Genomic DNA, 26,706 nt, shown 5'->3' with positions numbered 1-26,706 from the left:
GCAACGTGGTTCAAAGTCCAATCATCGCCAACGGAGAAGGCCGATGATCAAGGCATACGGAATCGCACTTGCTGGGTTCTTGCTCGCTGGGCTCGGGCCTACGTTCGCGGCGCCTGGCCCTCAGGAAAGACAATGCATGGTGGGGGAGCAGCGTATCAACGGCGTGTGCCAGGCCTTATCGGAAGGCGCTACCACGCACGACGATTGAGGGCTGCAAGACCGAGCGCGGCCCTTTTTCGTTGGAGCTTTGGCTTGGTAGCGAGCGCGAAAACCGGCGAGTAATTTCGCATAATTGTCATTAGGGAATAGGCTGGATGCGGCGTTCACGAAGGGCGAACGCTGGTTCAAAAATCGCTGTAGCGTTTGGCGGTAGGATGGCACAGCGGGTTGCATAGCCCAGCCTGTAGCCATTCCCATCTTGGATACGCCCGCACCAATGCCGCCCGGCTGTTTCACCCGTGTCACCGAGCAGCGCTCGATACTGGATCGTAAAGTCTGGCACAACGATCCACTCGCCATCGACGAACATTTGCACCCTGGTCGCTGTCATCCGGTAAGGCGCCGGTCGACAATCCTTCTCATTGCAACAACTGCCCCGAACCTGTCCCTCAAATGCGAGTAGATGTCGTGGGCTTGGGTGGACGGATCGAGACCGACCAGGAAGACGACCGCAAGGAGGTCAAGCTTGAGAGACATAGGCCGCTCTCCCTCATGATGGGCAGGCGGCGCTCGTCAGAGCGTCAGGAAACGCTACTCCGGCCATTCTACTCCCGATTGAGACCTCTGTCGCGCACAGCCAAGGAAGTCTGCGAATTTCCGATAAGCCGTTTATGGAACTGGATGCGATTGGACGCCGATCCTCCTTGGGAGCCCACAAAGGCATCCCTATCGTGCTGCTCACGCCTTCTTTAGTCTGGCGGCTGTATTCGGTGGATGGCTTTCCCCGAAACCCAGAGTGAGCCCGCACCGTACCGAATGGCATCGCCCATGGGACCCCATCCAGTGAAATGGCGGACCAGCGTGTTTGTCTTGGGGTCGATCTGTGCAACGGGTGTTCCGAGGGCGCTAATCCAGACGTAACCGCCTCCGCAAACGATGTCGCCACCATCCAACGGCCCTATGATTTCAATTGTCGCCTGCACCTCGCCGGTCTTCCCGTCGATCCGCTGAACGGTGCCATCACCCTGGTTCAGCACCCAGATCGAACCTTCGCCAGACGTGATGAAGCGCGGCTGGTCATTGAGCTTGATGGTGGAAATCACGGCATTGCTGTTGGGGTCGATCCGGTAGAGTTCGTCGTTCTCGTACCCAGTGACCCAGACCGAGCCGAAATCGACCACGACACCAGTGCTATCTGAAGGGAGCGGGATATTTGCCTCAACAGCTCCAGTCCTGGGATTGTAGCGAGTCAGAACGGTGTCCCTGGTCGCACTGGACTCAGCGGCGGTCACGACCCAGACCCCGCCTTCACCCACACCGATGCTCCCCTCGCTTTTGACCATCCGGGCCGGTATTTCCTGAACCAGCTTGTTGGTGTTGGGGTCGATTTTGAGGATCAGTCCTCGTCCCGAGGCGGGCACCCACACCGCGCCTTCGCCGATGCCCATGGCGCGATACTTGCCGTAACTGTTGAGCTGGATGTCGGTGACGCTGTTGTCCGCGACGTTCACCCGGACCAGAGGTCCGCCGCCCAGGGTTGGATCGGCAGGCCGGGCCATCATCCAAAGGGAGTCGAACCCAAATCCCATGAAATCGCCGGCGCGAGGGACCTCCGCCTGAATGGTCAGGTTGGTAGTGGGCAGCTCTTCTGCCGCGAAGCTCAAGTCCAGCGAAACCAGGATTAGAAGCGGCAGCAAAATCAGCGTCTTGACTGTGCTCATTCTCTCCCTCCCGGAGGGAATGTTGTCCTGGAAGACATGCCCTGTTGGACCGATTATATCACTGTGGTCCCGTAATTCGCAGAATTGCCTTTATGGAACGCAGTTGCTATTAGGTTGCGTTAGCTCTCAATCCACTCCAAGGCGCCTCACCTGAGACGTCAACCATCTCAAGCCCTGCATCGCCGACAGACGGGCCAAAGATCGCCAGCACTCTTGCCTCATCGGCACCGATGGCGAACGAGGCATGCACGACCCCAGGCGGGATAAAGATGCTGTCACCCGGGCCAAGGGTGCGCCTCTCGCGCTCGAGCCACTGCTCGACTGTGCCGGAGACGACGTACAGGATCTCTTCCTGATTAGGATGGTAGTGGAAGTTATGGCCCTTACCGGGGGAAATATCGCCGTCGATGATGGTGAGTTGTTTCGCGCCGGTGGAGGGCGGATGGCTCAGCATGCGCAACTGACCCCAATCCAAGACGTCCGGTTGAACATCCGCGCGCAAGGTGAATTTGCCGGCCATAGCAACCTCCTTCGGGGTCTGCGGATCGGTAGAGGATGCGCCCAGTCCCAGGAAAATAAAAGCTCCGAAGGGATGACATTCGCGCGCGAGAAACCTGCCGCGCAATTTCGCATAAGCCCCAGTATGGAATGGGCACCACGTAAGTCTACCGTGATGGTTACGGCAGCGAGGTGTCCAAGGGGACGGACACGATGACATTGCCGAACGGATCCTCGACATCGATCCGCCAATCCTCCCAGTCCTTGGCGGTCTGGTCAGGCTCCTTTTGAACCTCGCGGATCAACCGGGGCACCATGTGTTGCACTGTTGCAGGATCTCTGATCTCGACCCCTGTAGTATCGAGGATGATCTGCTGGCTACTTACTAGGTGAAAGTAGTAGCGCATTGGTCGCTCGATCCACGGCAGGATGATGCTTGGCCTGGAGCGTGATGTCTCAAGTACTATGAAGCAATCTATCATAGGATTGATACGCCGTACGAACTGCTCGGCCCCGCGCGTGAAAACCGGCTCGCTGCCGACAATGAAACGCCCCGGCCAGGGGAGTCGTGGTCCCTCAGCCAGGGCGTCCTCCACGCTTGGAGGCAATGGAGCACGGTCGGGCTGATACGCAACGCGCCCGGTGCCCGCAGCCTGAAACGGTCAAGGGTGGCCGGAACTCTTCCGCCCCAAGGACTTTATTTCAGCAGTCTACCGGCTAGCTCTGGGGGACGCCATGTCTCGCTTCTACCTTCACATCCGCTGCAAAGATGGAGGTATGAGTTACGACGATTTCGGCCTCGATTACCCGGATGTGGAGACTGCCTGGAGAGCAGTGGCGTGGGCTGCCCAAGACCTCAAACATGTGTTCGCAGCCCGAGGCCACGATCCACGGGACTATGCCATTGAGGTTGAGGATGATACCGGCAAGATAGTTTTCCGCCTGCCGTTCTCCGAACATTTGAGATCATCTTTGCCGCAATCTCACGCCACTTACAAAATCGTCGGCAGCAATCTCGGCTGGCTGATTTATTGCAACGATGAGTTTGTTGGCGGCTTCGCACAACGGGTGCCGGCTGAGTTGCTTGTCTGGGGGATGGTTGAGACCCGATGCGCCGAGCACAAGGCGTCTCAAGTCCTGGTTGAAGACGAATTTTTCTGCGAGAAGCACCTTTGCCGCTGCTTCAAGGAAGCGCCTCCCGGAATACTGCTGTCTTAGGCAAAGTAGCAGCAAGCGCATTCTATCAAGCGCATTCTATACTGTGGCTTATGCGAAATCACGGCCTGTCCTGAGCGGACGCAGACTGAGGCGGCAGAACTGCACATTTCGTCAGGTACACGGCATTTGGATTGCCAAAGTCTGGTTTATAGGCTGAACCGCACCAATGGCCTCCGCCCGTCTCGCCGGTATCTCCCAGCAGGGCACGATATTGGATCCGGTCATCTGGCACGTCGATCCATCGCTGATCTACGAGCATCTGCACGCCACTTGAGCTCACTCGGTAAAGCGCAGGGCGGCAATCCCTGTTATCGCAGCAGCTTGCGCCCACCTCGTCCAAAAGATGCGAGTAGATGTCATGGGCCTGAAGCGGCAGCGATAGGCTGGCGGCGAGAACAACGGCTATCAGGGCAGTTCTTGAAGACATACGCCCCTCCCTTACGGGCCCGGTCCCTCATGGGCGGATTGGGGCGTGTATCAGAGCCCCAGGGGGCTGCGAGAGAGGCTAGGTCAACGACAGGCCTGAGAATACGCCTATTTTGCCAAGCCTACAATCAAACCGGGCCGAGGGAGCCTGCTTCCGGTTCTATACTGGAGGTTATGCGAAATTCGCGGTTTGTTTCGCACGAGGCGAATGTTCCTACCACTTTGGGTCAATGTTCTTGACCGTTTGGCTGACAGCTTGGGACACTTTCCGGTTTGTTCGTCAAAATGGGGCTTATGCGAAATTGGCGTTGCAGCCAGATAGGAGTAAGCTGCCTCTGATCTCAGGAAGGGCTGGCCATGCAGGGCCTGCTCCTGTCGGCGATAGTCTCGTGCTGTGTCGTCTCGGCGGTGGCTTCGGACCACATCGAAGGCGAGATCGCTTTGTCAGCCCCGCAATGTGACTTCTTCGTGGTACAGACGGGACCCGGCTTCTCGCTGCTGCACGAGGATGACTACTTCAGTGTCTTCGAAGGCGATCCAATCAGGGGATCGCTCCATACCTTAGGCTCACAGGAGATCGAGATCGTGGGCGAGGTCACATTGGGGGTGACGATCGAAGATTGGGGTCTCCCCCTCTATCAGGCAAAGACGAGTTTCTACTCTCGCTGTCGACAGTAACGCGTTCCATGCCGGACCTTATCGGAATTTCATATCATCATCGTCAGCGGCCCACATGGATCCGATTATTCGATCACCTCATCTGCTCGGACAAGGATGTCCCGCGGCACCTCAATACCGATAGCCCGAGCCGTCTTGAGATTGATGCCGAGGGCCGGCACGCTGATGTCCTCAATCGGTAGATCCCCTGGTCGGTCGCCGGCGAGGATTCGCTGGACGAATTTCGCCGCCAGACGTCCCAATTCACCATAGTTGAGCCCGTAGCCCGCAAGCGCGCCGCGGCGGACGATATCCAATTCAAGCGCCATCGTCGGGAGCCGGATGCGATTGGCCGCATCGGTGATGGTGTGCTGTTGTCCGATGATCGTGGCGTCACTGATGAAGTAGTAGCCATCAACCACGAGTCTGCTTAGCCCTTCAGCCTCTCGGCGAATCTCCTCGGGCGAAGTGACCTGACGCTCGACGAGGTCAAGCCCGAAGATCTGGGCGGCGTCCCGCGCCAAACCCATGGCAGATTGGGCAACCGGATTGCTGGGATTGTAGAAAATAGCGACCCGCCGAAGGGCTGGGACCAGTTCGCGGAAAAGCTCGAGGCGCTTGCCCGTCAGTTCAGCTTGGAGGTGGTGAACGCCCGTAACCCGCCCGCCGGGCTTCGCGACGCTGTTTGCGAGCCCCCCGGCTACCGGATCGGTTCCTCCCACATACACCATCGGCACGGTGGTTGTTGCGCGCTTGACGGCGAGGATCGGCGACATTCCGAATGAGACGATCACTGCAACGCCGTTGCGCTCCAATTCGGCGGCTGCTCCTTCGGCCGCCTTGAGATTACCCTGGGTATCACGGACGGCCAAGTTAAACTGCTTGCCCTCCGCCGCTCCAAGCTCCGCAAGGCCTTTCCGCAGTCCCGAGAGACCGACGAGGTGAGCGTCGCCCTGCACGATGACGCCAACACGTGGGACCTCATTGACCTGCTGCGCCCATACTCCCAAGGGCCAGAGGAGAGTTGCTCGCCCGAAGAGCGTGATGAACTGGCGACGCCTCATTCGCCACCCCGCTGGATCTGATCAGCTAGAGCTCAATCTTACCTGAACCGAAATGAGGGTGAAACCAAGGGCAGGAGCAATTCCGTACACGGCTCAGCGAAGTTCAACCTATGAGCGCGGAACGTCGCTTCCTGGCACGGGGCCGACCTTACCCTTATTTCAGCAGTGGGGCTGCAAGGCGACCTTCAAGTGACCTCAATTGACGACTCAGTTCGACATCGATCCACTTCGGACCATCCTGAGATACTGTCGGCGAATTCCCTGTTGGCTATTCAGCAAGAGGAGGAATCCATGAGCCTTCATCCCGAGCCGATTGGTGAGATCCCGGCCGAGACCGTGCGAGTCGCCCGGGCAGCTTTCCCTAAGGGCAACATTGTGACCCGGCTCCGGGATGAATTTAGCATCCTCTACCAGGATGAGGACTTCCGACGGTTCTACCCGAGCCGGGGGCAACCCGCCCTTGCGCCGTGGCGGCTGGCTTTGATCACGATCTTCCAGTTCCTCGAGCACCTCAGCGATCGACAAGCCGCTGACGCTGTCCGGGCCCGGATCGACTGGAAGTACGCCCTGGGGCTCGAGCTGACTGATCCCGGGTTCCACTTCAGCGTGCTCACCGAATTTCGGGCCCGCCTTGTCGCCGGCCAGGCCGAGCATCTGCTGTTGGACACCATGCTCGAGCGGTTCAAGGCCCGCGGTCTGATCAAAGCGCGCGGCAAGCAACGCACCGACAGCACGCATGTGTTGGGGGCCGTGCATGACCTCCATCTTCTGGAACTCGTCGCTGAGACGCTGCGCGCCACTCTCGATGATCTGGCCGCCGTTGTTCCGGACTGGGTTCGCGTGATCGCTCAGCCGGCTTGGTTCGAGCGCTATGCACATCGCATTGAGGACTATCGTCTGCCCAAGAGCCGGGAGAAGCGTGAAGCTCTCTCGCTGGAGATTGGCACGGACGGGTTCTTCCTGCTCGACGCCTTGGACGATGCGAGCGCACCGGCTGCGGCGCGAGCGGTGCCGATGGTGCAGACGCTGCGCGACGTGTGGCGGGTGCATTACGCACGGGACGATGGGCGGCCGCGCTGGCGGGCTGGAGCGGAACTGCCACCGGTCGGCGAACGGCTGCAGTCGCCCTATGATCCCGAGATGCATTACTGCACAAAGCGTCAGATGGAGTGGTCCGGCTACAAGGTCCATGTCACCGAGACCTGCGATGACGATGCCGCGCACCTGATCACGCACGTCAAGACCTGCCCGGCGATGGAGCAAGACATGACGAGCACGGCCGAGATCCATGCGTGCCTGGCCGCCAAAGGCCTCCTGCCTTCTGAGCATTACGTGGACTCGGCCTACATTGATGCGGCCCTGTTGGTCAGCAGCCGGCAAGACCACGGGATCTCGCTCGAGGGGCCGGTGCGGGGCGTATCGTCCTGGCAGGCCCGCACGGGACAGGGATATGATCTGCCCAACTTCGTGATCGACTGGGAGCGCGAACAAGTGACCTGCCCACAGGGTAAGGTCTCCGCGACTTGGCGCGTCGCGCGCAGAGAGGATGGGAGCCCGCGCATCAATGCCGTGTTCAGCCGCTCTGATTGTGGAGCCTGCGCCGTCAGAGCGCTGTGCACGCCCGCGAAGGAAGCCCGCCGCGCCGTCTACTTCCACACGCGCCAAGAGTACGAGGCATTGAATGCAGCCCGATCCCGGATGCACGATCCAACATGGAAGGAGCGGTATCATATCCGGGCTGGCGTCGAGGGCACGCTCTCACAGGGTGTGCGGGGATTCGGAATGCGCCGGAGCTGGTATATCGGGCTCCTGAAGACCGGCCTCCAGGAGGTGTGTTCGGCGGCTGCGATGAACGTCTTGCGGGTCGTACACTGGTTGGACGGATGGCCGCGCACCAAGACGCGCGTGACCCGCTTTGCTGCGTTGGCGCCAGCCCTCTGAATTCGCCGACAGTATCTCACCTATGTCGGGACACATGGCTATTAGAGCGATTGATCCAATTAGGCCAAATCCATAAGCCCCGCTCCGTGACACAATTCTCTCTTATCGACAGGGCACGACGAATCTGCGCCTGCACATGAGGAACGGCCATATTCGCCGACCGGCTTCGAGCAAAGAGATCTGGATCCATTCCACCTTTGTTGGCCGTGCATCGGCTGGCGCTCTCGGCAAAGACTACATATCGTGAGCCTATAGGTCAGAGCAGATTTGATGCTTAACTTCTCGATCTCAAATCAAGAGCAACCAAAGAGCTTTGAGCTCCCCGAGATCCCTTGGGAGAAAGTCGTCGGTCGTCTGGAGAAAGTCGCGCTCGAAATAAAATCCTTCGACGCCCGCCTTGAGGCGTCTGGATTAGCCGCTGGCTGGCAATCCCGGTGCGACATGAACGAAGCGGTGAGATCCCTTCTGCTGGACGGTTATCTGGTCGATATCGGCGACTTGGTGCTGCATGACGCCGGCATGGACGTGCGGAGTCCGACTCACGAGCTCACGCGAGCTGCATCAGCTTTAAGGGCGCGACGGGCTGCAATGGTCAGGAAGGCGCCCTGGCCAATTTCCTATGACGGTTTGGCGGCTCTGCGAGGAATTGGACCGCTGAAACCCGATGAGCCGAAGGCCAAGGGCAAAAGAAAGGTCGATCCGGACGATGAGGAGGCCTATCCAGCCTTCGCCAACGATGCCGATCCGTGGGAAGCGCACTTTGCGGAAATCGACGCGCTGCTTGATCGGACTGATAAGGTTCTGGCCGGCGAAACTCCGCTCCCGAAAAGCCGATCCCATCTGGTCTACGATCCGGATCGGGACGAGGCTGAGAATGAAGATGCCTGGCTTGATATGGTGAAGCGGGTTTCCCACTGGCCGGCAGTCGCCGCGGCCGCCGTCGCCTGGGACGCCTGGCTCGATCTGAACCTCTATACCCGGCAACCATGGCTCGGATTGATCATGGCCGCGTCGATCCTCCGGGCTCGAGGACTGACAAGCCACCTCCTGCCGCTCGCGGCCGGGTTCAAGCAATCGAAGTTCCGGCCGCAGGGCAGGGAAGGGATCCTCGAAAAACTGCAGGGCTTCTGCCAGGTGCTCGAAGAGGCCGTCGAGATCGCGAACAAGGATCTGGAGCGGCTAATCCTCGCCCGGGAGCTGATGAACCGGGTGGCCGATAAATGCCGCAGCAATTCCAGGCTGCGCGAGCTCGTGAACCTGTTCCTGTCACGCCCTCTTGTGACGGTGCCACTGGGCGCGAAACTGCTCAAAGTTACGCCCAAGGCCGTGGACCTGATGCTCCTGCAGCTGGGAGGGGCGCTGCCGAGGGAATTGACTGGCCGGCGGCGCTATCGGGCCTGGGGGATCGTGTAGCTCCTGCATGTCAGCCAAATTATCCAATCCTAACGTTTCGATAGCCTTGTTCTTGTCCATGCTCATCACGGCTCCGCTTCTGTAATTTCTGAGTATTGACTCTACCTGATATGAAATCCGAACACCAGAACAAAGCATGAACTAAGATAAGTTATGAGTCCTATTTGCGGTTAAGCTTACATCTACATCAGGAGGCCAATGGTTTCACATCCTGTACGCGGCGACTCCAGAGCCTCTCTCCGTTCGAAATCATCTGAGATGACGGCTTTTTGTTTTAGTCCTCATCAAGACTAATTCGTATCATGGAGGGTTGCCCCATATCCGAGGACAAGCATTCAAGCCGATCCCTTTGTGAACTGAGCGGTGTGCGGGATAGAACAGCCGTTCTGCTTCAGCCACGTGTTGGACAAATACCGCCATCCGTCCGGGCTCACGCCGCAAGGCCCCCTAAAAGTGCGGGAGCGAGCATCAGTGCGAGCTCCCTCAGTTGCTGTGACATCTGCACCACATGGGCAGCTCGTTCTGTGTTAAGCTCGGATTCTGGAGGAGGCGACGATGGTTGATGTCTTCCGAGTCCCGATGGATGTTACCTATGCGCTCGCAGGCGGCGAGCCCGCCCTAATGGCTTATCGCCGATGGAGGAACATCTCGCGCGATGACCTCGCCGAAAAGAGCGGCATTTCCAAGGAGGCCATCAAAGCAATTGAAGAAGGCAACAAGGATATCGAGGAGGAGATGCTCGAAATCCTCTCAATGGTCCTCAAAGTGCCTCAGGATCAGCTGATCTAAGGCCCCGCTATTCTGATTGGCGAGCTCTATGCAAGGTGCAGGAAAGCCGTTGCTGAATTCTCATAGGCGGATGCCGGCGTGCTTTGAGAACAGCAGAGCGAAGCCTTCCGGAACATCACTTGACAGCTGCTTTCTCAGCGTAAGACAAGTTGTATTATGCTGAGGCTCGCCGTGTCGGTCAACACGCCGTCAAGATCAAAGATCGCTGCATCGAACTGACGGTGCTGGATTGTGGCCGTTGGGCTCATGACATTCAATCGCGTCATACGCGCGGAGGGAAAGTTAATCTACCAAATGATCCGTGTCGCCAAGTCGATTTCAGCGAAGGTCGCCTGAAGAGCCCTATGCCACATCCAGCTGCGCACTGCCCAACCTCCATGCACCAGCGCCGTGCTGTGGCGCTCAAATCAGGGACTGCGCTACTTCGCAAGCAAAATGCGGGCATCGCCCGCGCGCTTTAAGACATTCAGCGACACATCCTGTCCATACCGATGTAGTCTCAGATCAAACGTTGAGGCATTCACGCGAAGCTCGTGGATCAAGACCTCGTCCAGGAAGCTTGGCAAGGTTGGATCGTTGAACCGAACCGCATTTCCCTCATGATTGAGTTCCAGCCCCAAGCTCGATCCAAGAAGCGCGAACGGTGTCGCCGCGGCCCACGCCTGCGGTGAGCAGGCAACCGGGTAGGCCGTTGGTCCCCGGTGGCGCCGGCGCGTAAACCCGCAGAACAGTTCGGGCAAACGGCGCAATTCCTGATAGCTTGCGACCTCGAACAAGGCCCGGAAAACCTGCGCCGCCTCATGCTTCAGGCCATACTGCGCCATACCGAGCGCAATCATCCCATTGTCATGCGGCCAGATTGAGCCGTTGTGGTACGACATTGGATTGTACCGCGCTTCGCCCCGCGCGAGCGTGCGGATGCCCCAGCCGCTGAAAAAGTCGGGGCTCATCAATGTCCTCGCAACCCGGCGGGCCCGCTCCGGTGCAGCAATGCCGGCAAACAAGGCATGCCCGGCGTTGGATGCCCGCACACGGCAGGGCCGCTTAGCTCCGTCGAGTGCCAAGGCGTAGGTGCTGATATCCTCACACCAGAATGCTGCCTCGAACCTCTCACGAAGGTTGATGGCTTCCTTGGCAAGCCGGTTGCTGATATCTGCTTGATTGAGTGTCGTCGCCAGCCGCGCGGCAGCCTGCTTGGCTGCGAAGACGTATGCCTGTACCTCGCAGAGTGCGATCGGACCTTCGGCTCCCGAGCCATCCGCGTGGAAGATGGAATCGTGGCTGTCCTTCCAGCCCTGGTTGGCTAGCCCCTGATCCGTTTCCCGGTGATACTCGACAAAGCCATCGCCGTCGCGATCACCGTACTCATCGCACCAGCGCAGGGCCGCTTCGATATTCGGCCAGATTGCCTTGATGGTCTCCTGGTCGCCCGTGCGCTCGTAGTATTGGCCTGCCAGCATAACGAAAAGGGGTGTTGCGTCCACTGTGCCGTAGTAGCGCCGGAACGGGACCTCGCCGAGGCGAGCCATCTCGCCCAAGCGACGCTCGTGCAAAATCTTGCCGGGCTGAGCATCGGCGGCAGGATCGACGTCGGTAGCCTGCATCTCAGCCAGGTAGCGCAGCACGCCTTTTGCAATGGATGGGTCTGCCCACAGAAGCATCATTGCGGTGATGATGCCGTCACGACCAAAAACCGTGCTGTACCAGGGAATGCCGGCATAAGGGTAGAGGCCGCACTCGGTGGGCGTGACCAGCATGTACATATCGGACGCGGAGCGGGAGATAACCTCGTTGAAGAGGTGGTTCGAAGTTTTGATCTTGGCGATCTCCCGCGTCGTCGCCCGCAAGGCTCGACGGGTGTCTCGGTAGGCCTTGAGGAAGTTAGGTACCTCGGGACTAAAGATCTCCCCAGTTTTCTGCTCCTCACATGCCACCGAGATCAGGATCGAGCGGCGCTCGTCTGGCTCCAACGCCATCTCGTAAATGGCTCGCTTAGCCTCAAGGCGTGTTGGCCACGGCTCGAAGTGCAGCATGGACTGACGGACGATCCCGTCGAGTCCCTCATAGCTGAACACGATCCGGTCGGGAGTCACGGTCTTGATTGAAAGGTGACCGCGATGATCCCGCTGCATACCGCGGACCTCGAACAGGTCGCAGAAATCGGCGTCGAACCGACATTCGAGGCGGAAGACCCGCCGGTGAGCGTCATAGTTGCGCAGGCCAATTCGCTCGTAGAGAACCCCCTTCCAAAGGAACTTGGTTCGATTGAGTGCGATGATGTCCCGCGGCAGCGCGGTGTCCTCCCCCGGCCTTATGTCGGGATTCGTCAGGTCAACCGTGAGCGCTGCATTATCGTCCTGAATGACTGAGCCCAGCAGCAGGGGGCGCTTGCCCTCAAACCGCATCTCAAACCGTGAAAGGTAACGAGTATCCTGGAAGAACAGGCCTTCTGGACTATCCGGCACGGTACCGCAGTCGCCATGGGTATCGAGCACCACGAAGGCGTCGCCCGTCTTCAGCGTTCGCAAACTCCGTTCGACCAAGGATGTTTGAGCCTCAATGTAGTGTTCCGAAAGCTGCTCCGAAGAAGGTTCTGGATGGTCCGAGGCCGGTCCCATGACGCGTTCGCTCATGCCAATTTCCTCGTTGTTGATGTTCTGTATAGGCTCAATGCTGCCATGGCCGGCTTAGCCATACGCTCATGGTGCTCGGAAGCGATCGATTGTTTACTCTGCCGCAACCAGATGGCGCTGATCAGTGCCGCCTTTTGTCAGCAGGGTGTCGTAAGCATGGACATAGTCTTTGGCCATGCGAGCCACCGTGAAGCGGCACTCGAAGACTTCCCGCACACCCGCTCGACCCAGGCTCTCAACCTGACGAGCGGCCGTGACCGCTTCATCCATTGTCTCGACGATGAAACCAGTGACGCCATCAGCAACAACCTCAGGGACTGAGCCGTTGCGGAAGGCGATCACAGGCGTCCCGGCCGACATGGCCTCAATCATCACCAGACCGAAAGGCTCGGGCCAATCAATCGGGAATAGCAGCGCCAAAGCACGCCCGAGAAAGTCGCCCTTGGCGCTCTCATCGATCTCGCCGATGAACTCAACCAGGGGATGGTCGAGCAGCGGCGCGATGGCCTCGTCATAGTAGGCCTGATCCGCCGGATCAACCTTGGCAGCGATCTTCAATGGAATACCGGCCTGTGTCGCGATCTGGATCGCACGGTCCGGTCGCTTCTCCGGTGCGATGCGGCCCAGGAAGGCGAGATACTCCCCACCCACTTCGTGGAAGGGACAGACGCTGGGCGGCAATCCGTGGTGAACCGTAGCAAGCCAGTTCACATGCGGCGGCATGGGGACCCGCTGACTGTTGGAGATGGAGACCAGCGGCATCTCGTTGAAGGTCCGGAACACCGGCATGTAGTCGGGCAGATCCAACCTGCCATGGAGGGTTGTGAGACACTTATGCGCCAAGTCTTGGAACAGGACGTGCTGCAGCAGGTCGACATGAAAGTGGATGACGTCGAACTGATCCGCCCGCGCCCGCACCTCGTTCAGCATGACGAGGTGACTGGCGATATGGTCCCGGATCCCTGCAAGGCGCAGCGCCTGGGGAACACAGGGGACGAGTTTTGCGGCTGTCTTGGAATCGCCGCTAGCAAACAGGGTCACATCATGACCCTGACGCACGAGCTCCTCAGTCAACCAGGACACCACCCGCTCGGTCCCTCCATAGAGTTTAGGCGGGACGGCCTCGGCCAAGGGGGCAACCTGTGCGATCCGCATCACAACATCTCCGGTGCTGCAGGTCTCAGATCCTGCCGAGCGGTCAACGGTCAACCGTCGTGACCGTTCCTGAGCTGCGACAGCGTGCACAAATGTTCCGTCCTGCGGCTGAAGAGACATTCACTTGTCGATCTGAGAGGACGACGATCTAGTGTTCGAATCTCCTCTCCTTGCGAACTGGCATTGTAGGGATAAGCAGTATTCTGCACCCTAAAGCCATCCGGTCCGGAGCCTGCCCTTAGTCATCGCCGAGCCCAAGTCACAGGCTATCGACCATCTTTTATTACCGTTTCCGGTTACCGGCGGTCTCGGTACGTTACCTGGCTTTGGATGCGGGCAACGTCCTCCATGACCGCCTTGAGCTCCCGGACGAGGTGTGCGGAGGACACCGGTTTCGCCACAAGGCCCAGGTCATGCTGATGCCGACCAACTTCCTCGGGCACGGCACCTCCTGTGTAAACCAAAGTTGGAATGTGGCGTGTTCTCAGAACGTCCAGAACGGGGGTAATCCTTCCATCTGCCAGGTGCACGTCGAGCAGGGCCGCATCGAACGACTACCCTGTCTTCAGTAACTGCTTGGCTTCGGCGATGCTCAAGGCGGGACCGAGAACCTCGGCCTCTGCCTCCATCAGGAACTGACTGACCTCCTCGGCGATCAGCGCGTTGTCCTCGACGATCAAGATCTGACAGGCCGTCAGCATGTGCGAGCTCCATCCCCAAACCGCGGCAAGGATCTGATCGGCCCGAGTTCCTCCATGGCACTTGGACCGCCGGCTCGCCCAGACACAGTCGTCATGCTTCGCTGGAACACAGATAGTGAGGTGCCGTTGATGTTGACTGAGTCGCTGTCTGGCCGAAAAGGTCTCAACGTTCGTGGTTGGCAGAAGGCAACCCTGACAGGAAGCAAGCGACGACCTAACTCGATCCCGGACCCTTGGGATCAACCGTGTCCCAGAATTCCTCCCGATCAGCGCGGTGCGTGCGCTCGACCTTCCCGTGTCAGATGGGGAGATCTGGGCGGGATCGGCCGAAACTTGATGGCCCAGTCCATCAGGCGCTGCTGAACCGTCTCGGCGAAGAATTCGCGCCCGCGATCGGTTTGGATTCGCTGGATCGGAAACGGCATCTCCTCGATGACCCGCTCCAGAAAGTCGAGGGTGTTGGCGCCCGTGGCGCGGTTGTAGATTCCGAGCACCTTGTAGCGGTTGCAATCGTCGATCGCGGTGTACTGATAGACGCCTGGCCTGCTCTTACAGACGTCCATCTGGACACGGTCCCCAGGGATCGGGCGGCTGTAGCGGCGTGTTCCCTTGCACCACCGGCGTGGTCGCTTCAATACCTGCGCGCCATGGCGGACGAGCGTCCGATGGATGGTGTCGAGCGACAGCGTCAGATCGTGCTGCCGGATCAGCTCATTGCGCAGTGGCTTGACCCCGAGCCGCCGCTCCCGGCGAAGCGACAGGATGAGCGCTTCTTGGTCGCCAAAGACCTTCTGGGCGGCCAGACGATGATGGCGGCGGCTGTGCTCCACCAGGCCCGCCTCGCCATCAGCCTGATAGCGGCGCCACCACTTGCGCAGGGTGGGTCGAGAGATGCCGCAGCGACGACACACCAGTCCAGCATCCCCGGTCTTGGCTTAGAGTTCGACCCACACGAGGCGCGCCTTCGTCAAATCCATCGCTTTCCCCGCAGCAACAGGATCAGCATCGCATCTCAGAGACTGATCTGACGATCAGAAAGTTGAAACGATGTCGTCGGACCTCACAGCTGTTGGGGTAGGTCCGCCCGAAGCGCAGGCCCCACTCACGGACAGTCTCGTAGCTGACCACGACGCCTCGCGCTGCGCGGATCAACTCGACTTCACGTACACTCAGACTGAAGCAGTGATACAACCAGACAGCTTGGTTGATGATTTCCGCCGGAAAGCAAAAGCCGCGGCAAGAACTGGATGTCGTGTTCATGCCCAACACCCTGCTACTGGCCCCAAGCGGTTACCAATCTGACAGTACCCTCTGAGGGCTGTCCCAGGCATCCCCTTCAAAGACAACACCGGTTTCACTCTTCATTAAGCTTGATCCGAACAGAAGCCATCCACCACGGAGCTTTTGCTAGCTTGAATGGTTCTCCCTAAAGATGAAATCCCTTTTGAGGATTGCCCAATGCCCGGAAAAGCCTTCTGCCTTACTGCTCTCTCAATCTTACTGCTGACGGCAGCATGGCAGCCCGTCCAAGCCGCCAGCTTCGACTGCACCAAGGCCGAAGCGGCCGACGAGGAGGCTGTCTGTGCCGATCGCCATCTGAATGATGAGGATGCTGAGATGTCCGTCCTCTACACTCAACTCAAGCCTCTTCTCGGCATGGGCTCCCACGGCGACCTCGATGAAGCACAGGTCGCCTGGCTCAAACGGCGCGCCGGTTGCAAGGATAATCGTATCTGCCTGAGCAAAGCCTATTCCGACCGGATCTTGCAGCTGAGAGGAGGCTTCGAGGCACTCACCAAACGCAGTCCTTCCTGACCACGCTGGCAAGGGAGGCGGCTTGGGTTCGGTTCAGCCCTACACATCCTTTGACGCTCGCCTGAGCTAGAGGTAGCCCACCAGCATATGCGTTGCATCCTTGACGTCCTGGTCAGAGCTCCTTCCGCCCTCGTTCCCGCTCGGCGCGTCGTAACGCAGGCAACCGGTTGATATGATCATCGGGGATGGGTCACCCTCAACCCCCGCGAACAGATTATGTTGCAAGTCTTGGCTCAGGTCATGTGAGAGCCGGTTGTGTGCCCGGTGAGGCGGTTGCGCTCAACAATGCAGAAATGAAGTCGGTCTGACCCTTCATGTCATTCGCTGGTGCGCTCACCACTTGTCCCTTGCGGATTATCGCCACCACCTCATAGCCAGCAATTGTCTGGGCGACAGACACGAAGCTCTTGAAGCCCAATCTTGACCGGACCAGCTGCTTGATGCGCCCATGATCCTGCTCGACGATGGTATTCAAGAATTTCGCCTGCCGAAGTTTGGCGAAGCGCCAGAGTGTTCCCTCCGGTTTCAAAGCTTTCGCTGCAATGGGGTAGGCTGCGCTCTTATCCACTGCGATGGTACGCGGATTGAGCGTATGCAGCTGCTTCAGCGCCTTCCGGAAGAACCGTCGAGCAGCAGCCGCATCCCGCTTGGTCGAAAGCATGAAGTCAATTGTCAGCCCGGCCGCAGCGACAGGGTATTGTCAGGTTGGCGAGAGTTCGGGATCTGTGGCAGGGTCTCCGATATGAGCACGATGTCCAACCCGTACCGCGGCTTCCGCTTTCCCGCTGAAATCATCAACCAGGCGGTCTGGCTGTATCACTGCTTCAGCCTCAGCCTGCGGGAGGTTGAACTGATCCTGGCCGCTCGCGGCATCGTGGTCAGCTACGAGACCATCCGTGAATGGAGCCTGCGCTTCGGCCGTGACTATGCCAACACCCTCAAACGGCGCCGGCCGCAGCCTGGCGACAAGTGGTTTCTGGATGAAGTGTTCGTGCGCATCCGAGGCAAACTGCACTACCTCTGGCGGGCCGTTGATCAGCACGGCAACGTGCTTGATGTGCTGGTGCAGAGTCGCCGCAACAAGACGGCCGCCAAGCGCTTCTTCCGCAAGCTGCTCAAGGGCTTGTGCTATGTGCCCAGGGTCATCGTGACCGACAAACTTGGATCCTATGGTGCCGCCAAGCGTGAGATCCTGCCAGGCGTTGAGCATCGGCAGAGCCGGTATCTCAACAACCGCTGCGAGGTGTCGCACCAACCCACCCGACGGCGGGAGCGTCACATGAGGCGGTTTAAGTCAGTCCGGCAGGCACAGCAATTCCTCGCCACTCACACTCCGATCCACAACCACTTCCAACTCCGCCGTCACCGTCTTTCCGCCAGTGAGTATCGCGTGGCCCGCGATTGCGCTTTCATTTCTTGGCGCGATGCAACCGGGACTGCCCTCGTAGGCTGATCTGGACTGGCTTGAGGGGGGCAGCACCTGCGGCAGCTGTGCCGACCGGGCGTCAAGTTGACAATACCATCTGGAGACCGGGCCGCCAACTCCAGAGAGCCGAACCGTCTGGCCCGGAGCATGAACTGGAACAGGTGGATGCCCTCCCAGCCCATCACGACCTGGATGATACCGTGCAACTCCCGCAGCGTTAGGCTGGCTGGCACCTGAACCCGCCGCCAGATCATGGGGCTGATGCCGAGCAGCCAAATCTTGAGCTGCAGAATCTCCGGAGCTGGAGAAGGACCCGGCGGCCCGGGTTTGGATGGAGTGCGCTTTGGCAAATGAAGGTGTCCCGCAGCCTTGTTTCGTCTGGCTGGAAACCATGTACCGCCGACCCCTTACCAGTCTGTCCCACAAAACCTCATGCTCTCCATGGCGGGAGATACTTCACTAGATGACGATGCCGAGAACGGTCATCTTTGGTGAGGCATCCTTGCCGGATCCAGATACGGAGCGTTCGCCGCAAAACGGCGTGCACATCAGTATCGTGCCCAAGGCAGGCCATTCAAGGGCTTGGGAGAACCCGTCCGGACTGGCCGAAGCCTTGCTGCGAGCGCTCTCCTGATCATCCACGGAGGAATTCTGTCTGGGATGAACCTGCCTTGACATGCAGGTAAATGCCTGCATATGATGTTCGCAGACGAGAATGACCGATGGACGCTGACAAGGTTTTCAAGGCGCTGGGAGACCCGACCCGCAGGAAGCTGCTCGACCTTTTGTGCGAGCAGAACGGGCAGACGCTCGGCCAGCTCTGCGAGAACCTCGACATGGCCCGGCAGTCCGCCACCCAGCACCTCGGGATTCTTGAGGCTGCCAATCTTGTGAGCACGGTGAGGCGCGGCCGGGAAAAGCTGCATTTCATCAACCCAGTGCCACTCCATGAGGTTTACGAGCGATGGGTGCGGAAATTTGAACGGCAGCGGCTCAGCCTGCTGCACGATCTTAAGAAGGAACTCGAAGGAGAGTAACAATGACCAAAGAGACGACGAGCTTCGTTTACGTGACCTACATTCTCTCGACCCCAGAAAAGGTGTTCGAGGCCATCACGAAACCGGACATCGCCCGGCGTTACTGGGGCCACGAGAACGTCTCCGACTGGAAGCCCGGATCGAAATGGGAACACATCCGTGCCAACGATGAGCGGACTGTCGAACTCGTCGGCGAGGTCGTTGAGGTCTCGCCGCCGACCCGACTTATCTTCACCTGGGCCAATGCCTCGCAGGCGTCCGATCCGGCAAGCTACAGCCGGGTGACATTCTCGATCGAGGAATACGACAACATGGTCCGCCTAACGGTCACACATGACGAGCTCGAGGCCGGCAGCGGGATGGTGGCCGGGATCAGCAAGGGTTGGCCGATGGTCCTCTCAAGTCTGAAATCCTTCCTGGAGACCGGCAGCGCGATTGACGTCTTCGCAAAACCAAAGGCGGCCTGATCCCTTCGCAAACAGGATGGGTTTTCGACGCCAACAATAGGAAGGTGAAATCATGAGGATTGGCGTTATTGGCATTGGCGAGATGGGGGGAACTCTCGCCCGCCGATGGAGCGAGAAGGGTCACGACGTGCGGGTCGCGAATTCCCGCGGCCCCGAGGCAGTCCAGCAATTTGCGGATGAAATCGGGGCAACCGCTACGGATATCTACGGCGCCGTAGAGAGCGCGGACGTCGTGCTGCTATCCATGCCATTTCCCGCTGTGGCGAAGCTGCCCAACGACTTGTTCGATCGCGCTGCGACAGGCGTGGTGATCATCGATACAGCGAACTATTACCCCGACGTGCGCGATCCGCGCATTGCGGAGATCGACGCCGGCATGCCGGAAAGCGTCTGGACATCAAAGCAGCTCGGCCGCCCCATTTTCAAGGCGTTCAACAGCATCATGTTCCACGCCCTCTCTGAACTGGGAAAACCCGAAGGCTCGCCGGATCGGATAGCTATCCCAATCGCAGGTGATGATGCTTGGGGAAAACAGGTTGTAGTGGGCCTGGTGAGTGAAATGGGGTTCGATCCGGTCGACGGCGGTTCGTTAGAGGAGTCGTGGCGACAGCAGCCTTCGACGCCTGCCTATTGCTGCGACTACGGCGTGGAAAAGACACAGGAAGGAATCCGGGCGGCGGCTAGGGGCAAGGCGGAGAAGATTCGCGACAATGAGTGGAGAGAGAGTTATGGTAAGCTCTTTGCCAACAAACCGGCCTATGCTGACGTCCATGCCGATGTCATCGCACTGAACCGTTCACTGAATCCACTCTGACACAGGGATTCAGGCGCAAGACCCCTCACCGGGCCATCGACATTTTCGCCAACCCGAACTCGGCCCGATCACGCTGCCACTTAAGAATTCTGCTCGAAGGAGAATGATGATGCCCAACCCTTATACCGGCGGATGTGCGTGCGGAGCAATCCGTTATGAAACGACCAGTGAACCCATCTTCGAGAACCACTGCCAGTGCCGCGATTGCCAGAAGCGAAGCGGCACCGGGCACGGATCTTATCTGACCGGCACCGTCAATTTAACGAGCTGAAGGCAAGGCGCCTTCCTGGGTCGCCCGATCAGAAGCTCACGGCAACGCCTGTTACTTCGGCCCAAGCAGTAAAGGCATGCGAGCGGGCCTCGCGATGGTCACCTGCATTGGTGTTGGCAGGACGGCGGAAGAGGTTCGCGACCTGATCACGGACTGATAGGAAGCGTTGCGCCTGCCCGGCTGACTTGAAGCGTTTCATGATGCGCTCCCGTCGTCGGGTTGGCTGGTGGCTGTTTTCCGCTCGATTGTTTAAGCCCTTATGCTGGCGATGCTCGACACTCGGCATGATCTCTCGTTTTGCGGCACCGTAGCTCGCGAGTTTGTCGGTGATCATCACGCGCGGTGCGATGCCTTGCTTCTTGAGCAGCTTGCGCAACAGCCGCTTGGCGGCTTTTGTGTCACGGCGGCTCTGGACCAGAATATCGAGCACGACCCCATGCTGGTCCACCGCTCGCCAGAGCCAGTGCTTTCGGCCTGCAATGCTGATTACCACCTCGTCGAGATGCCACTTGTCACCGGCTGCCGGAAGACGGCGGCGGATCTGGTTGGCAAAACCCTGGCCGAACTTCAGCGCCCACTGCCGCACGGTCTCGTGGCTGACCGGGATGCCGCGGGCAGCCAGCATTTCCTCGACCATCCGCAGGCTGTGCGGGAATCGAAAGTAGAGCCAGACGGCATGGCTGATGACCTCCGCCGGGAAGCGGTGACGAGCATAGCGAGGGTGATGGGTCGAGTTCATCCCTCACGTATGCCTCTATCCGGTCACCCGCTGGTTAACCTGACGGTGCCCTGATGCAGACCCGCATCACCCAAGGCCGGACGGAGGACATCGAGCGCTATGCCAAGGCCGCTATGAGCTCGGCCCAACGCGCCGCCGCCCTGACCCATCGTCTGCTCGCCTTCTCGCGCCGCCAGCCACTCGATCCGAAGCCAGTCAACGCCAACCAACTCGTCGCCTCCATGGAGGACCTGCTCCGCCGCACCATCGGTCCGCTGCATGCGTTGGAGATCGTCACAGCGGGCGGGCTCTGGACGACCCTGTGCGACCCGAACCAGCTCGAGAGTGCAATCCTCAACCTCGCGATCAATGCCCGGGACGCCATGCCCGACGGCGGTAAGCTCACCATCGAGACCTGCAACGCGCACCTGGACAACGCCTATGTGGCAGCACAGCGGGACGTCACGCCAGGGCAGTATGTCTGCATCTGCGTGACGGACAACGGAACGGGCATGCCGCCGGACGTGATCGCGCGGGCCTTCGAGCCGTTCTTTACGACCAAGCCTCTGGGCCAGGGCACCGGGCTTGGCCTGTCGATGGTCTACGGCTTTGCCAAACAAAGCGAGGGCCACCTCAGGATCTATTCGGAGGTCGGCCACGGCACGACGGCCAAGATCTACCTGCCGCGCCATCGGGGAACGGCCGAGGAGGAGGAGTTCAGCGAAACCACGTCCGAAGTCCCGCGCTCCGAGGCGGGGAGACGGTGCTGGTGGTCGAGGATGAGCCGGTGATCCGCGACCTGATCGTCGAGGTGCTCCAGGACCTCGGCTACCGGGCCCTCGAGGCTTCTGACGGGCCATTAGGTCTCAAGGTCCTGCAATCGCGCGAGCGCGTCGACCTTCTGGTCACGGATGTGGGGCTCCCCGGCATCAACGGACGCCAGCTCGCGGACCAGGCGCGCGTCGCGCGGCCGGACCTGAAGGTGCTGTTCATCACAGGCTATGCCGAGAATGCCACGCTCGCGAATGGCTTCCTCGATCCCGGCATGGAGATGATCACCAAACCGTTCGCGGTCGAGGCACTCGCGACCAGGATCCGCAGCATGATCCGCGGGGCGTGACGTCAGGGTGGGACAGATTGGTGTCATGGATACCCTGCCAGCCTCGAGGGTTAGCTGAAGTTGCCATCTCAGCGCGGACGGATAGGTGAGCCATTACCACCTCGCCGCCCGGGTCCGGTCGGCCAGCCTGCATGTCCGCTCGAAGCTACCTGAAACCGATTGACGATCAGCCGCCCCCTTAAAGAGATGGCTAGCGAGGGGAGGGGCTGTCAAACCGTTTGGAACCACTCCCGTTGGGCAGCCTCGCGCGCTGCCTGCTCATCCTCGAACCCCTCGGCGGTCGGCTTCTCGTACCCACAGACATGGCACTGGATGGCGGCGGCGAAGCGTCCGTCATCGGTTCTGAAGCAAAGGACGGATGCTGCATCGCAAGAGCAGTGCGGGCAAAGATGATCGTCCATGATGCTCTCCCGTTTTCCGAGCAATCTCCGCTGGTTGGCATGAGGCTGGTCTATATGTGTCTATCTTTAGCCGGGAAATTGCGCCAAACAAGCTCCGTTTTTGTGCGGCGCAGAAAAACTCCGTTTCAAGCATGCGAGTAGCGCTCAGAAGCTAGTGGCAAAACCAGTTACCTCGGGGCAGGCCCAATGCGTGCCCGGGCAGATCCAGCAACAACGCCGCGATTGCTCCCACAACTCATAGCCCTTGCAGCGTCAATCCGAAAATACCGCTTTGGGCAAGAATGGTCAGAACTCTATATCGAGCTCCTCAATCTCTTCAGGCTCGGCAAGCGCCCCTTCGATCCACTCACCCATCAACCGCCAGTTCATGACGTGATCGCGGTAGGATGCGCTTTCCTCCGGGAGCGCAACACCATAGGTGACAAAGCGCGTGCAGACTGGCGCGTACATCGCGTCCGCGAGGGTCGGACGAGTGCCGAACAGCCACGGGCCACCGTGGCGCACCAGGCATTCCCGCCAGATCGCCGTGATCCGCTCGATGTCGGACTTGGCTCCGCCCCAGACCTTGAAGTCCGCCCGGCGGACCTTGAGGTTCATCGGCAGCGAAGAGCGCAGGTTGATGAAGCCTCCATGCATCTCACCTGAGATCGACCAGCACCATGCCCGGGCCGCCGGCTCCGCGGGAAGAAGGTGAACCTTTGGGGAGATCTCGTTCAGGTAAGCGGCGATGGCCAGTGCGTCCCAGACCCGGATTTCTCCATGGGTCAGGCGTGGCACCAGAAACGACGGTGACAGATGAAGCAGCTCGGCCCTGGCGCTCGGATCTTCCCCGGACAGGACTTCAGTCTCAAAATCCAGACCCGCCAGCGCATCACTCCGGACGGACTTATGCACCACCATCAGCCAGAACGGATTCGCCACCGACAGGTGACAGGCTCGGCAACGAAAGCGTAGAGTGGTTCATGGCGGGCGGGTTCTCCCGAAAATGACGCGGGGTGGATTCGACGCCCAAATCCTAAGTTATCTCACGCACTTGAGTTACACCCGCCAGCCCTCCACGAGTTTTCCGGGCTAGTTTTGGAGAACAGTAGTGGTCGAATTTTCTGCATCAAGCCTGGATGAACTGTATCGACATGAACTGTCATCGATAGAGTTCCAAATCTATTTTGCCGGAGTGAAGCGGGAGCTGCTTACTAATGAGGCCGTTGCCGCCACCATCGTAACGCATGTCATGCAATCCAAGGACAGTCGCCCGGATGCAGTCAATATATTCGGGTTGCTGCTCGATGAGGCGAGGATGGGTATCGAGAATGACAGCCCGTACGGCGAGGTGTTCCTGAAAAATGCCGAGAGAGCCATCGAGGCTCAAATTGCCGCCGGAGCCTGTGGACCGCTTCACCTCATGAATGTCGCCGCTCTGTATCGGCGTGCCGGCCTGCCGGTGCCAGATATACTGATCATTGATCCTGTTGGGGCGGATATGCCTGCCGAAGTTCCGGTGCCCGACCTCGATGATACTCTTGCCACTTTAGCTGCGGAAATTAAGGCAGAAGGCGGTGGCCCGTATGAGTTTTTCAACGGCCTGCACGAGATGACGGCCGGCATGTCGGAGGAGATGCAGGCAGGCTTTGTCAATCATCTTGCATCGTTGGACGATCCTATATTCGAGCGCTGCGCCTTGTACTGGCTGTTGTCGGGGCCGTCGTTGGTACAGGAGGCTGCGGCTGTGGGCCTTCATGCGAAGCTCAAACGCACCAGCCTGCAGGTGGAGATTCTGTTCTATTTGCCAATCATCCGCGGCTGGTTGCCAGCCAGCAACACTCGGGCAATTGTCGATGACATTGGCAAGCTGGCGCGACGAAAAGATCTCTTTGACGCTCTTGGACATGACAAGGTGGAACCCATCGTCGGCGATATTATGGCCAGTGTTACCGATGGTGCCGGGGCGCAAAGCATTTCGATTGTCGGAAAGCGGAACAACCAAACATTCATCGCAATGCTTCTCTTGAAGACAGGGTATGGTATCAAGGATGCTTTTGTCATCCGCTGCCGCTCAAAGCGCGAGGCAAATAGCATTGTCTCGTACACTCGCCAGGAAGCAAATAGCATTCGCATCGATCGGATGACTGCCGAGTTGTTGCTGGAGGCGGCATTGGCGGATGGGATGGACAATGGGTACATGCCGGCGCCGGGCTTTATCGACGTGATGGAAGCCTGCGATTTGAACGGCCTGCGTCCACAGGAAAGAGATTTGCAGGCTCTGTTGGACTATGCTGATCCGCAGCGAGAGGTCCAGAATGCCACACCAGTGAAACTAGACCTGATGCTCAATGATGATAAGGCACTGGATGCGCTTTTGCCACTGATCGACAGTTGGTTTGAAGACACCGGAGAGACGCGCAACATCATGCGACGATCCCGCTCGGCACGGACGCTTGAAACCAAAATCTGGGCCTTTCTTGAAGGTCGGCGCGAAATCTGGGCGAGGCGTTTTCTGCAGACCGCGATTATCCTCAGATCGGCGAAGAAGAAGGATCAGTCGAAAACGTTAACGGCTGCGGCTTTCGCACTGATGCAGAAGCATCCCTTGCAAGACATCCCGCTCATGGAGGATATCGTCTTCACTACTCTGGAGGCTGGAGGCGCACGTTTGTAGTGATGCTTAGGGGAGAGCATGGGCATTGGTGCATGGATCGAGAGATCTGCGGATCATGGTCTTTGATGCCGCTTCCCATGTGTCATCCACCCTGGAGCGGACAGACTTCGGGCGTGCGCATGAACCGGTGACCGCTTGTCATTTCATCCGGCCGCCCGTGTTGATCGTCGCGACATGACGATCTCGTTGACTGGAGGGATCGGTGTCCGGCCTTTCCATGGCGGCGGCGCGCGGCGGAATGACAACCATAGCATTGGCGCTGTGCTTGATGACGGCGTCGTAGGTCGGTTTGCCGTCACAGGCGCCGTTGGCGGTGAGTTGGCCGATCGCGACCTCGATCTGGGGTTCTGTCGCAAATCCGGCACAGGGACGAGAAAGCAGCAGGTGCATCGTGCCGCCCTCATGCGGCGAGCAGGTCAAACTGCTCGGCGAGCGACAGCTGCTGACTGCAGACATATTTCGCCTGCTGTTTGCGCATCATGTGAATCAACTCGATGCCACTTACGATCACCCGGGCACTGTCAGCAGACTTGAAGCCGAGCATCGGACGCACGCGGCGTTTGACGACACGGTGATCCTGCTCGATGCGGTTATTCAGGTAGCGGCTCTGCCTGATCCTGATCGGCTTGAGCCTGCGTCTTGACCGATCCGGCAGACGGCTCTCGGCATCACACGACAGGATGGCTTCCCGGTTGGTCTGGCTGCCGTCGATGACGATCCTCTCGGGCCGGCCGTGCCGCTTGAGCGCCTTGCGCAGGAACCGATCGGCAACCGTGAGGTTACGCCGTTCGCTGAACCAGAACTCAACCGTGTCGCCGTTGCTGTCAATCGCCCGGTAAAGGTACATCCAGCGACTTCTGACCTTGATGTAAGTTTCGTCGATGTGCCACTTGCTGGTGACGACCCTCTTGCGAGCATTAAAGCGCTTCAGCAGTTCGGGCGAGTACCGGATAACCCATCGGTGAATGGTCGCGTGATCGACTGAGATGCCACGCTCAGCCATCATCTCCTCCAAGTTTCGGAGGCTGAGATTGTAAGCCAAATACCACCGGATGCAGAGCAGGATTACCGAACGATCAAAATGCCTACCCTTGAACATCCCTGTCTCCGCTGCTGTGACTGCAGCCACCGTAGCTGCAACTATGAAACAAAACGTTTGCGACGGAACCCTCGCCATCGATCCGATCCGTCTTAGCACGGCGCTTACGTCGGGGCATGGCAATAGAAGCGGGATCAACCACATGGCTCTCCACGCCATTGGCTGTGAGGAGCTGGTGCACTGAAAACCCGTCGAGCCCCGCTTCATGAATGGCGATCATCGGGACAGGTTGGCTTACCCGCTTTACGGCTCTGGCCTGCAACTGCGCAAGAAGCGCGAGTAGCGCCGGCCCGTCTCCACCTTTGAGCGTGTGCTTGGATATCTTGTCACTGCCCAGCACCAGCGAGGTCACCAGCCACTTCGATTGGCTCAACTCGAGTGAGAGCACGAGCGCGACTTGGTCCGAGTGAGCGGCGGTGTCAGTTGTAAGAGGGTGATCAGCCATGACAGACATGAGGTGTCTCCAGCACTGGTTTGCGACAGCCTCATCCTATCAAGGGAGGCCGC

26 protein-coding genes and 5 pseudogenes are annotated in these 26,706 nt (G+C 59.2%); 13 read left to right on the top strand and 18 right to left on the bottom strand.

The window, feature by feature from the left end:
- Nucleotides 1-546: 546 nt before the first annotated feature.
- From BB934_RS47970 to BB934_RS39095, 4 genes are all read right to left on the bottom strand, one after another.
- The gene (locus tag BB934_RS47970) at nt 547-696 is read right to left on the bottom strand and encodes a hypothetical protein (RefSeq protein ID WP_157934601.1); all 150 of its coding nucleotides are present in this window, start codon (nt 694-696) and stop codon (nt 547-549) included.
- Nucleotides 697-908: 212 nt separating this feature from the next.
- Nucleotides 909-1,880, bottom strand: coding sequence for an NHL repeat-containing protein (locus tag BB934_RS39105; protein WP_099515076.1), 972 nt, complete (start codon nt 1,878-1,880; stop codon nt 909-911).
- Nucleotides 1,881-1,989: 109 nt separating this feature from the next.
- Nucleotides 1,990-2,400 carry a cupin domain-containing protein gene (locus BB934_RS39100; RefSeq protein WP_157934600.1) on the bottom strand — a complete coding sequence of 137 codons (411 nt, stop codon included), beginning with the start codon at nt 2,398-2,400 and terminating at the stop codon, nt 1,990-1,992.
- Nucleotides 2,401-2,557: 157 nt separating this feature from the next.
- A complete protein-coding gene (locus BB934_RS39095) occupies nt 2,558-2,785 on the bottom strand; it encodes a DUF6894 family protein (protein WP_099515074.1) in 228 nt (75 codons plus the stop codon).
- A 328-nt stretch (nt 2,786-3,113) separates the two neighbouring features.
- Here BB934_RS39095 and BB934_RS39090 point away from each other — a divergent pair, with 328 nt between their 5' ends.
- Nucleotides 3,114-3,596 carry a DUF6894 family protein gene (locus BB934_RS39090; protein WP_157934599.1) on the top strand — a complete coding sequence of 161 codons (483 nt, stop codon included), beginning with the start codon at nt 3,114-3,116 and terminating at the stop codon, nt 3,594-3,596.
- A gap of 783 nt (nt 3,597-4,379) precedes the next feature.
- Complete coding sequence (locus BB934_RS39085) at nt 4,380-4,700, top strand: hypothetical protein (RefSeq protein WP_099515072.1); 321 nt, start codon at nt 4,380-4,382, stop codon at nt 4,698-4,700.
- A 65-nt stretch (nt 4,701-4,765) separates the two neighbouring features.
- Here the strand turns inward: BB934_RS39085 and BB934_RS39080 are convergent, their stop codons facing one another.
- The gene (locus BB934_RS39080) at nt 4,766-5,743 is read right to left on the bottom strand and encodes an ABC transporter substrate-binding protein (protein ID WP_099515071.1); all 978 of its coding nucleotides are present in this window, start codon (nt 5,741-5,743) and stop codon (nt 4,766-4,768) included.
- A gap of 291 nt (nt 5,744-6,034) precedes the next feature.
- On the opposite strand from BB934_RS39080, the gene BB934_RS39075 reads away from it, so the two are divergent.
- The 3 genes from BB934_RS39075 to BB934_RS39065 all read left to right on the top strand — a co-directional run bounded on the left by BB934_RS39075 (nt 6,035) and on the right by BB934_RS39065 (nt 9,886).
- A complete protein-coding gene (locus BB934_RS39075) occupies nt 6,035-7,684 on the top strand; it encodes an IS1182 family transposase (RefSeq protein WP_099512264.1) in 1,650 nt (549 codons plus the stop codon).
- A 270-nt stretch (nt 7,685-7,954) separates the two neighbouring features.
- On the top strand, nt 7,955-9,097 hold the full coding sequence (locus tag BB934_RS39070) for an RHE_PE00001 family protein (RefSeq protein ID WP_249777997.1): 1,143 nt from the start codon (nt 7,955-7,957) through the stop codon (nt 9,095-9,097).
- A 555-nt stretch (nt 9,098-9,652) separates the two neighbouring features.
- Nucleotides 9,653-9,886, top strand: a complete 234-nt coding sequence (locus BB934_RS39065; protein WP_099515070.1) for a helix-turn-helix domain-containing protein — start codon at nt 9,653-9,655, stop codon at nt 9,884-9,886.
- A gap of 419 nt (nt 9,887-10,305) precedes the next feature.
- Here the strand turns inward: BB934_RS39065 and BB934_RS39060 are convergent, their stop codons facing one another.
- From BB934_RS39060 to BB934_RS51295, 5 genes and pseudogenes are all read right to left on the bottom strand, one after another.
- Complete coding sequence (locus BB934_RS39060; RefSeq protein WP_099513503.1) at nt 10,306-12,519, bottom strand: amylo-alpha-1,6-glucosidase; 2,214 nt, start codon at nt 12,517-12,519, stop codon at nt 10,306-10,308.
- 93 nt (nt 12,520-12,612) lie between these two features.
- Nucleotides 12,613-13,674: a glycosyltransferase family 4 protein gene (locus BB934_RS39055; RefSeq protein WP_099515069.1), complete on the bottom strand. Its 1,062-nt coding sequence runs from the start codon at nt 13,672-13,674 to the stop codon at nt 12,613-12,615.
- A gap of 554 nt (nt 13,675-14,228) precedes the next feature.
- Nucleotides 14,229-14,375 (bottom strand): hypothetical protein, encoded by a 147-nt coding sequence (locus tag BB934_RS47965; RefSeq protein ID WP_157934598.1) that lies wholly within the window; start codon nt 14,373-14,375, stop codon nt 14,229-14,231.
- Nucleotides 14,376-14,607: 232 nt separating this feature from the next.
- Nucleotides 14,608-15,289 (bottom strand): annotated as a pseudogene (locus tag BB934_RS39050) (DDE-type integrase/transposase/recombinase); the annotation flags it as partial.
- A gap of 130 nt (nt 15,290-15,419) precedes the next feature.
- Nucleotides 15,420-15,635 (bottom strand): annotated as a pseudogene (locus BB934_RS51295) (IS6 family transposase); the annotation flags it as partial.
- 156 nt (nt 15,636-15,791) lie between these two features.
- Between BB934_RS51295 and BB934_RS39040 the strand changes: the two are divergent.
- Nucleotides 15,792-16,190 carry a lysozyme inhibitor LprI family protein gene (locus tag BB934_RS39040; protein WP_418294830.1) on the top strand — a complete coding sequence of 133 codons (399 nt, stop codon included), beginning with the start codon at nt 15,792-15,794 and terminating at the stop codon, nt 16,188-16,190.
- Nucleotides 16,191-16,428: 238 nt separating this feature from the next.
- On the opposite strand, the pseudogene BB934_RS39035 reads toward BB934_RS39040, so the two are convergent.
- Nucleotides 16,429-16,881, bottom strand: a pseudogene (locus BB934_RS39035) (DDE-type integrase/transposase/recombinase); the annotation flags it as partial.
- 51 nt (nt 16,882-16,932) lie between these two features.
- Between BB934_RS39035 and BB934_RS39030 the strand changes: the two are divergent.
- The gene (locus tag BB934_RS39030; RefSeq protein ID WP_099515067.1) at nt 16,933-17,643 is read left to right on the top strand and encodes an IS6 family transposase; all 711 of its coding nucleotides are present in this window, start codon (nt 16,933-16,935) and stop codon (nt 17,641-17,643) included.
- On the opposite strand, the gene BB934_RS49825 is transcribed toward BB934_RS39030, so the two are convergent.
- Nucleotides 17,553-17,870 (bottom strand): plasmid pRiA4b ORF-3 family protein, encoded by a 318-nt coding sequence (locus tag BB934_RS49825; protein WP_237050794.1) that lies wholly within the window; start codon nt 17,868-17,870, stop codon nt 17,553-17,555. The two genes, BB934_RS39030 and BB934_RS49825, sit on opposite strands and share 91 nt — an antisense overlap.
- 468 nt (nt 17,871-18,338) lie before the next feature.
- Between BB934_RS49825 and BB934_RS39015 the strand changes: the two genes are divergently transcribed.
- The 4 genes and pseudogenes from BB934_RS39015 to BB934_RS49820 form a co-directional block, all read left to right on the top strand.
- Nucleotides 18,339-18,653 carry an ArsR/SmtB family transcription factor gene (locus BB934_RS39015; RefSeq protein ID WP_099515065.1) on the top strand — a complete coding sequence of 105 codons (315 nt, stop codon included), beginning with the start codon at nt 18,339-18,341 and terminating at the stop codon, nt 18,651-18,653.
- A 2-nt stretch (nt 18,654-18,655) separates the two neighbouring features.
- Nucleotides 18,656-19,120: an SRPBCC family protein gene (locus tag BB934_RS39010; RefSeq protein WP_099515064.1), complete on the top strand. Its 465-nt coding sequence runs from the start codon at nt 18,656-18,658 to the stop codon at nt 19,118-19,120.
- A 52-nt stretch (nt 19,121-19,172) separates the two neighbouring features.
- Nucleotides 19,173-19,934 carry an NADPH-dependent F420 reductase gene (locus BB934_RS39005; protein ID WP_099515063.1) on the top strand — a complete coding sequence of 254 codons (762 nt, stop codon included), beginning with the start codon at nt 19,173-19,175 and terminating at the stop codon, nt 19,932-19,934.
- A 109-nt stretch (nt 19,935-20,043) separates the two neighbouring features.
- Nucleotides 20,044-20,181, top strand: a pseudogene (locus BB934_RS49820) (GFA family protein); the annotation flags it as partial.
- A gap of 52 nt (nt 20,182-20,233) precedes the next feature.
- Here BB934_RS49820 and BB934_RS38995 read toward each other — a convergent pair.
- Nucleotides 20,234-20,944, bottom strand: a complete 711-nt coding sequence (locus BB934_RS38995) for an IS6 family transposase (RefSeq protein WP_099515062.1) — start codon at nt 20,942-20,944, stop codon at nt 20,234-20,236.
- A gap of 50 nt (nt 20,945-20,994) precedes the next feature.
- Here BB934_RS38995 and BB934_RS38990 point away from each other — a divergent pair.
- A pseudogene (locus BB934_RS38990) lies at nt 20,995-22,043 on the top strand (ATP-binding protein); the annotation flags it as partial.
- Between the two features lie 209 nt (nt 22,044-22,252).
- On the opposite strand, the gene BB934_RS38985 reads toward BB934_RS38990, so the two are convergent.
- Both BB934_RS38985 and BB934_RS38980 read right to left on the bottom strand, forming a co-directional pair.
- On the bottom strand, nt 22,253-22,444 hold the full coding sequence (locus BB934_RS38985) for a hypothetical protein (protein ID WP_099515061.1): 192 nt from the start codon (nt 22,442-22,444) through the stop codon (nt 22,253-22,255).
- Nucleotides 22,445-22,729: 285 nt separating this feature from the next.
- Complete coding sequence (locus tag BB934_RS38980) at nt 22,730-23,344, bottom strand: glutathione S-transferase (protein ID WP_099515633.1); 615 nt, start codon at nt 23,342-23,344, stop codon at nt 22,730-22,732.
- Nucleotides 23,345-23,534: 190 nt separating this feature from the next.
- Between BB934_RS38980 and BB934_RS38975 the strand changes: the two genes are divergently transcribed.
- Entirely contained in the window at nt 23,535-25,100 is a 1,566-nt protein-coding gene (locus tag BB934_RS38975; RefSeq protein WP_099515060.1) for a hypothetical protein, read from the top strand.
- Nucleotides 25,101-25,238: 138 nt separating this feature from the next.
- On the opposite strand, the gene BB934_RS38970 is transcribed toward BB934_RS38975, so the two are convergent.
- Genes BB934_RS38970 through BB934_RS38960 form a run of 3 tightly spaced genes read right to left on the bottom strand, consistent with a single transcriptional unit; the run spans nt 25,239 to nt 26,653 of the window.
- Nucleotides 25,239-25,490: a hypothetical protein gene (locus BB934_RS38970; protein ID WP_175608900.1), complete on the bottom strand. Its 252-nt coding sequence runs from the start codon at nt 25,488-25,490 to the stop codon at nt 25,239-25,241.
- A 10-nt stretch (nt 25,491-25,500) separates the two neighbouring features.
- On the bottom strand, nt 25,501-26,199 hold the full coding sequence (locus tag BB934_RS38965) for an IS6 family transposase (RefSeq protein ID WP_099515059.1): 699 nt from the start codon (nt 26,197-26,199) through the stop codon (nt 25,501-25,503).
- Nucleotides 26,186-26,653 carry a hypothetical protein gene (locus BB934_RS38960; protein ID WP_099515058.1) on the bottom strand — a complete coding sequence of 156 codons (468 nt, stop codon included), beginning with the start codon at nt 26,651-26,653 and terminating at the stop codon, nt 26,186-26,188. The genes BB934_RS38965 and BB934_RS38960 overlap by 14 nt, the downstream gene beginning before the upstream one ends.
- Nucleotides 26,654-26,706 lie beyond the last annotated feature (53 nt).

It is taken from the genome of Microvirga ossetica (genome assembly GCF_002741015.1).
Classification (GTDB): domain Bacteria; phylum Pseudomonadota; class Alphaproteobacteria; order Rhizobiales; family Beijerinckiaceae; genus Microvirga; species Microvirga ossetica.
This window is presented reverse-complemented; position numbering and strand designations above follow the sequence as displayed.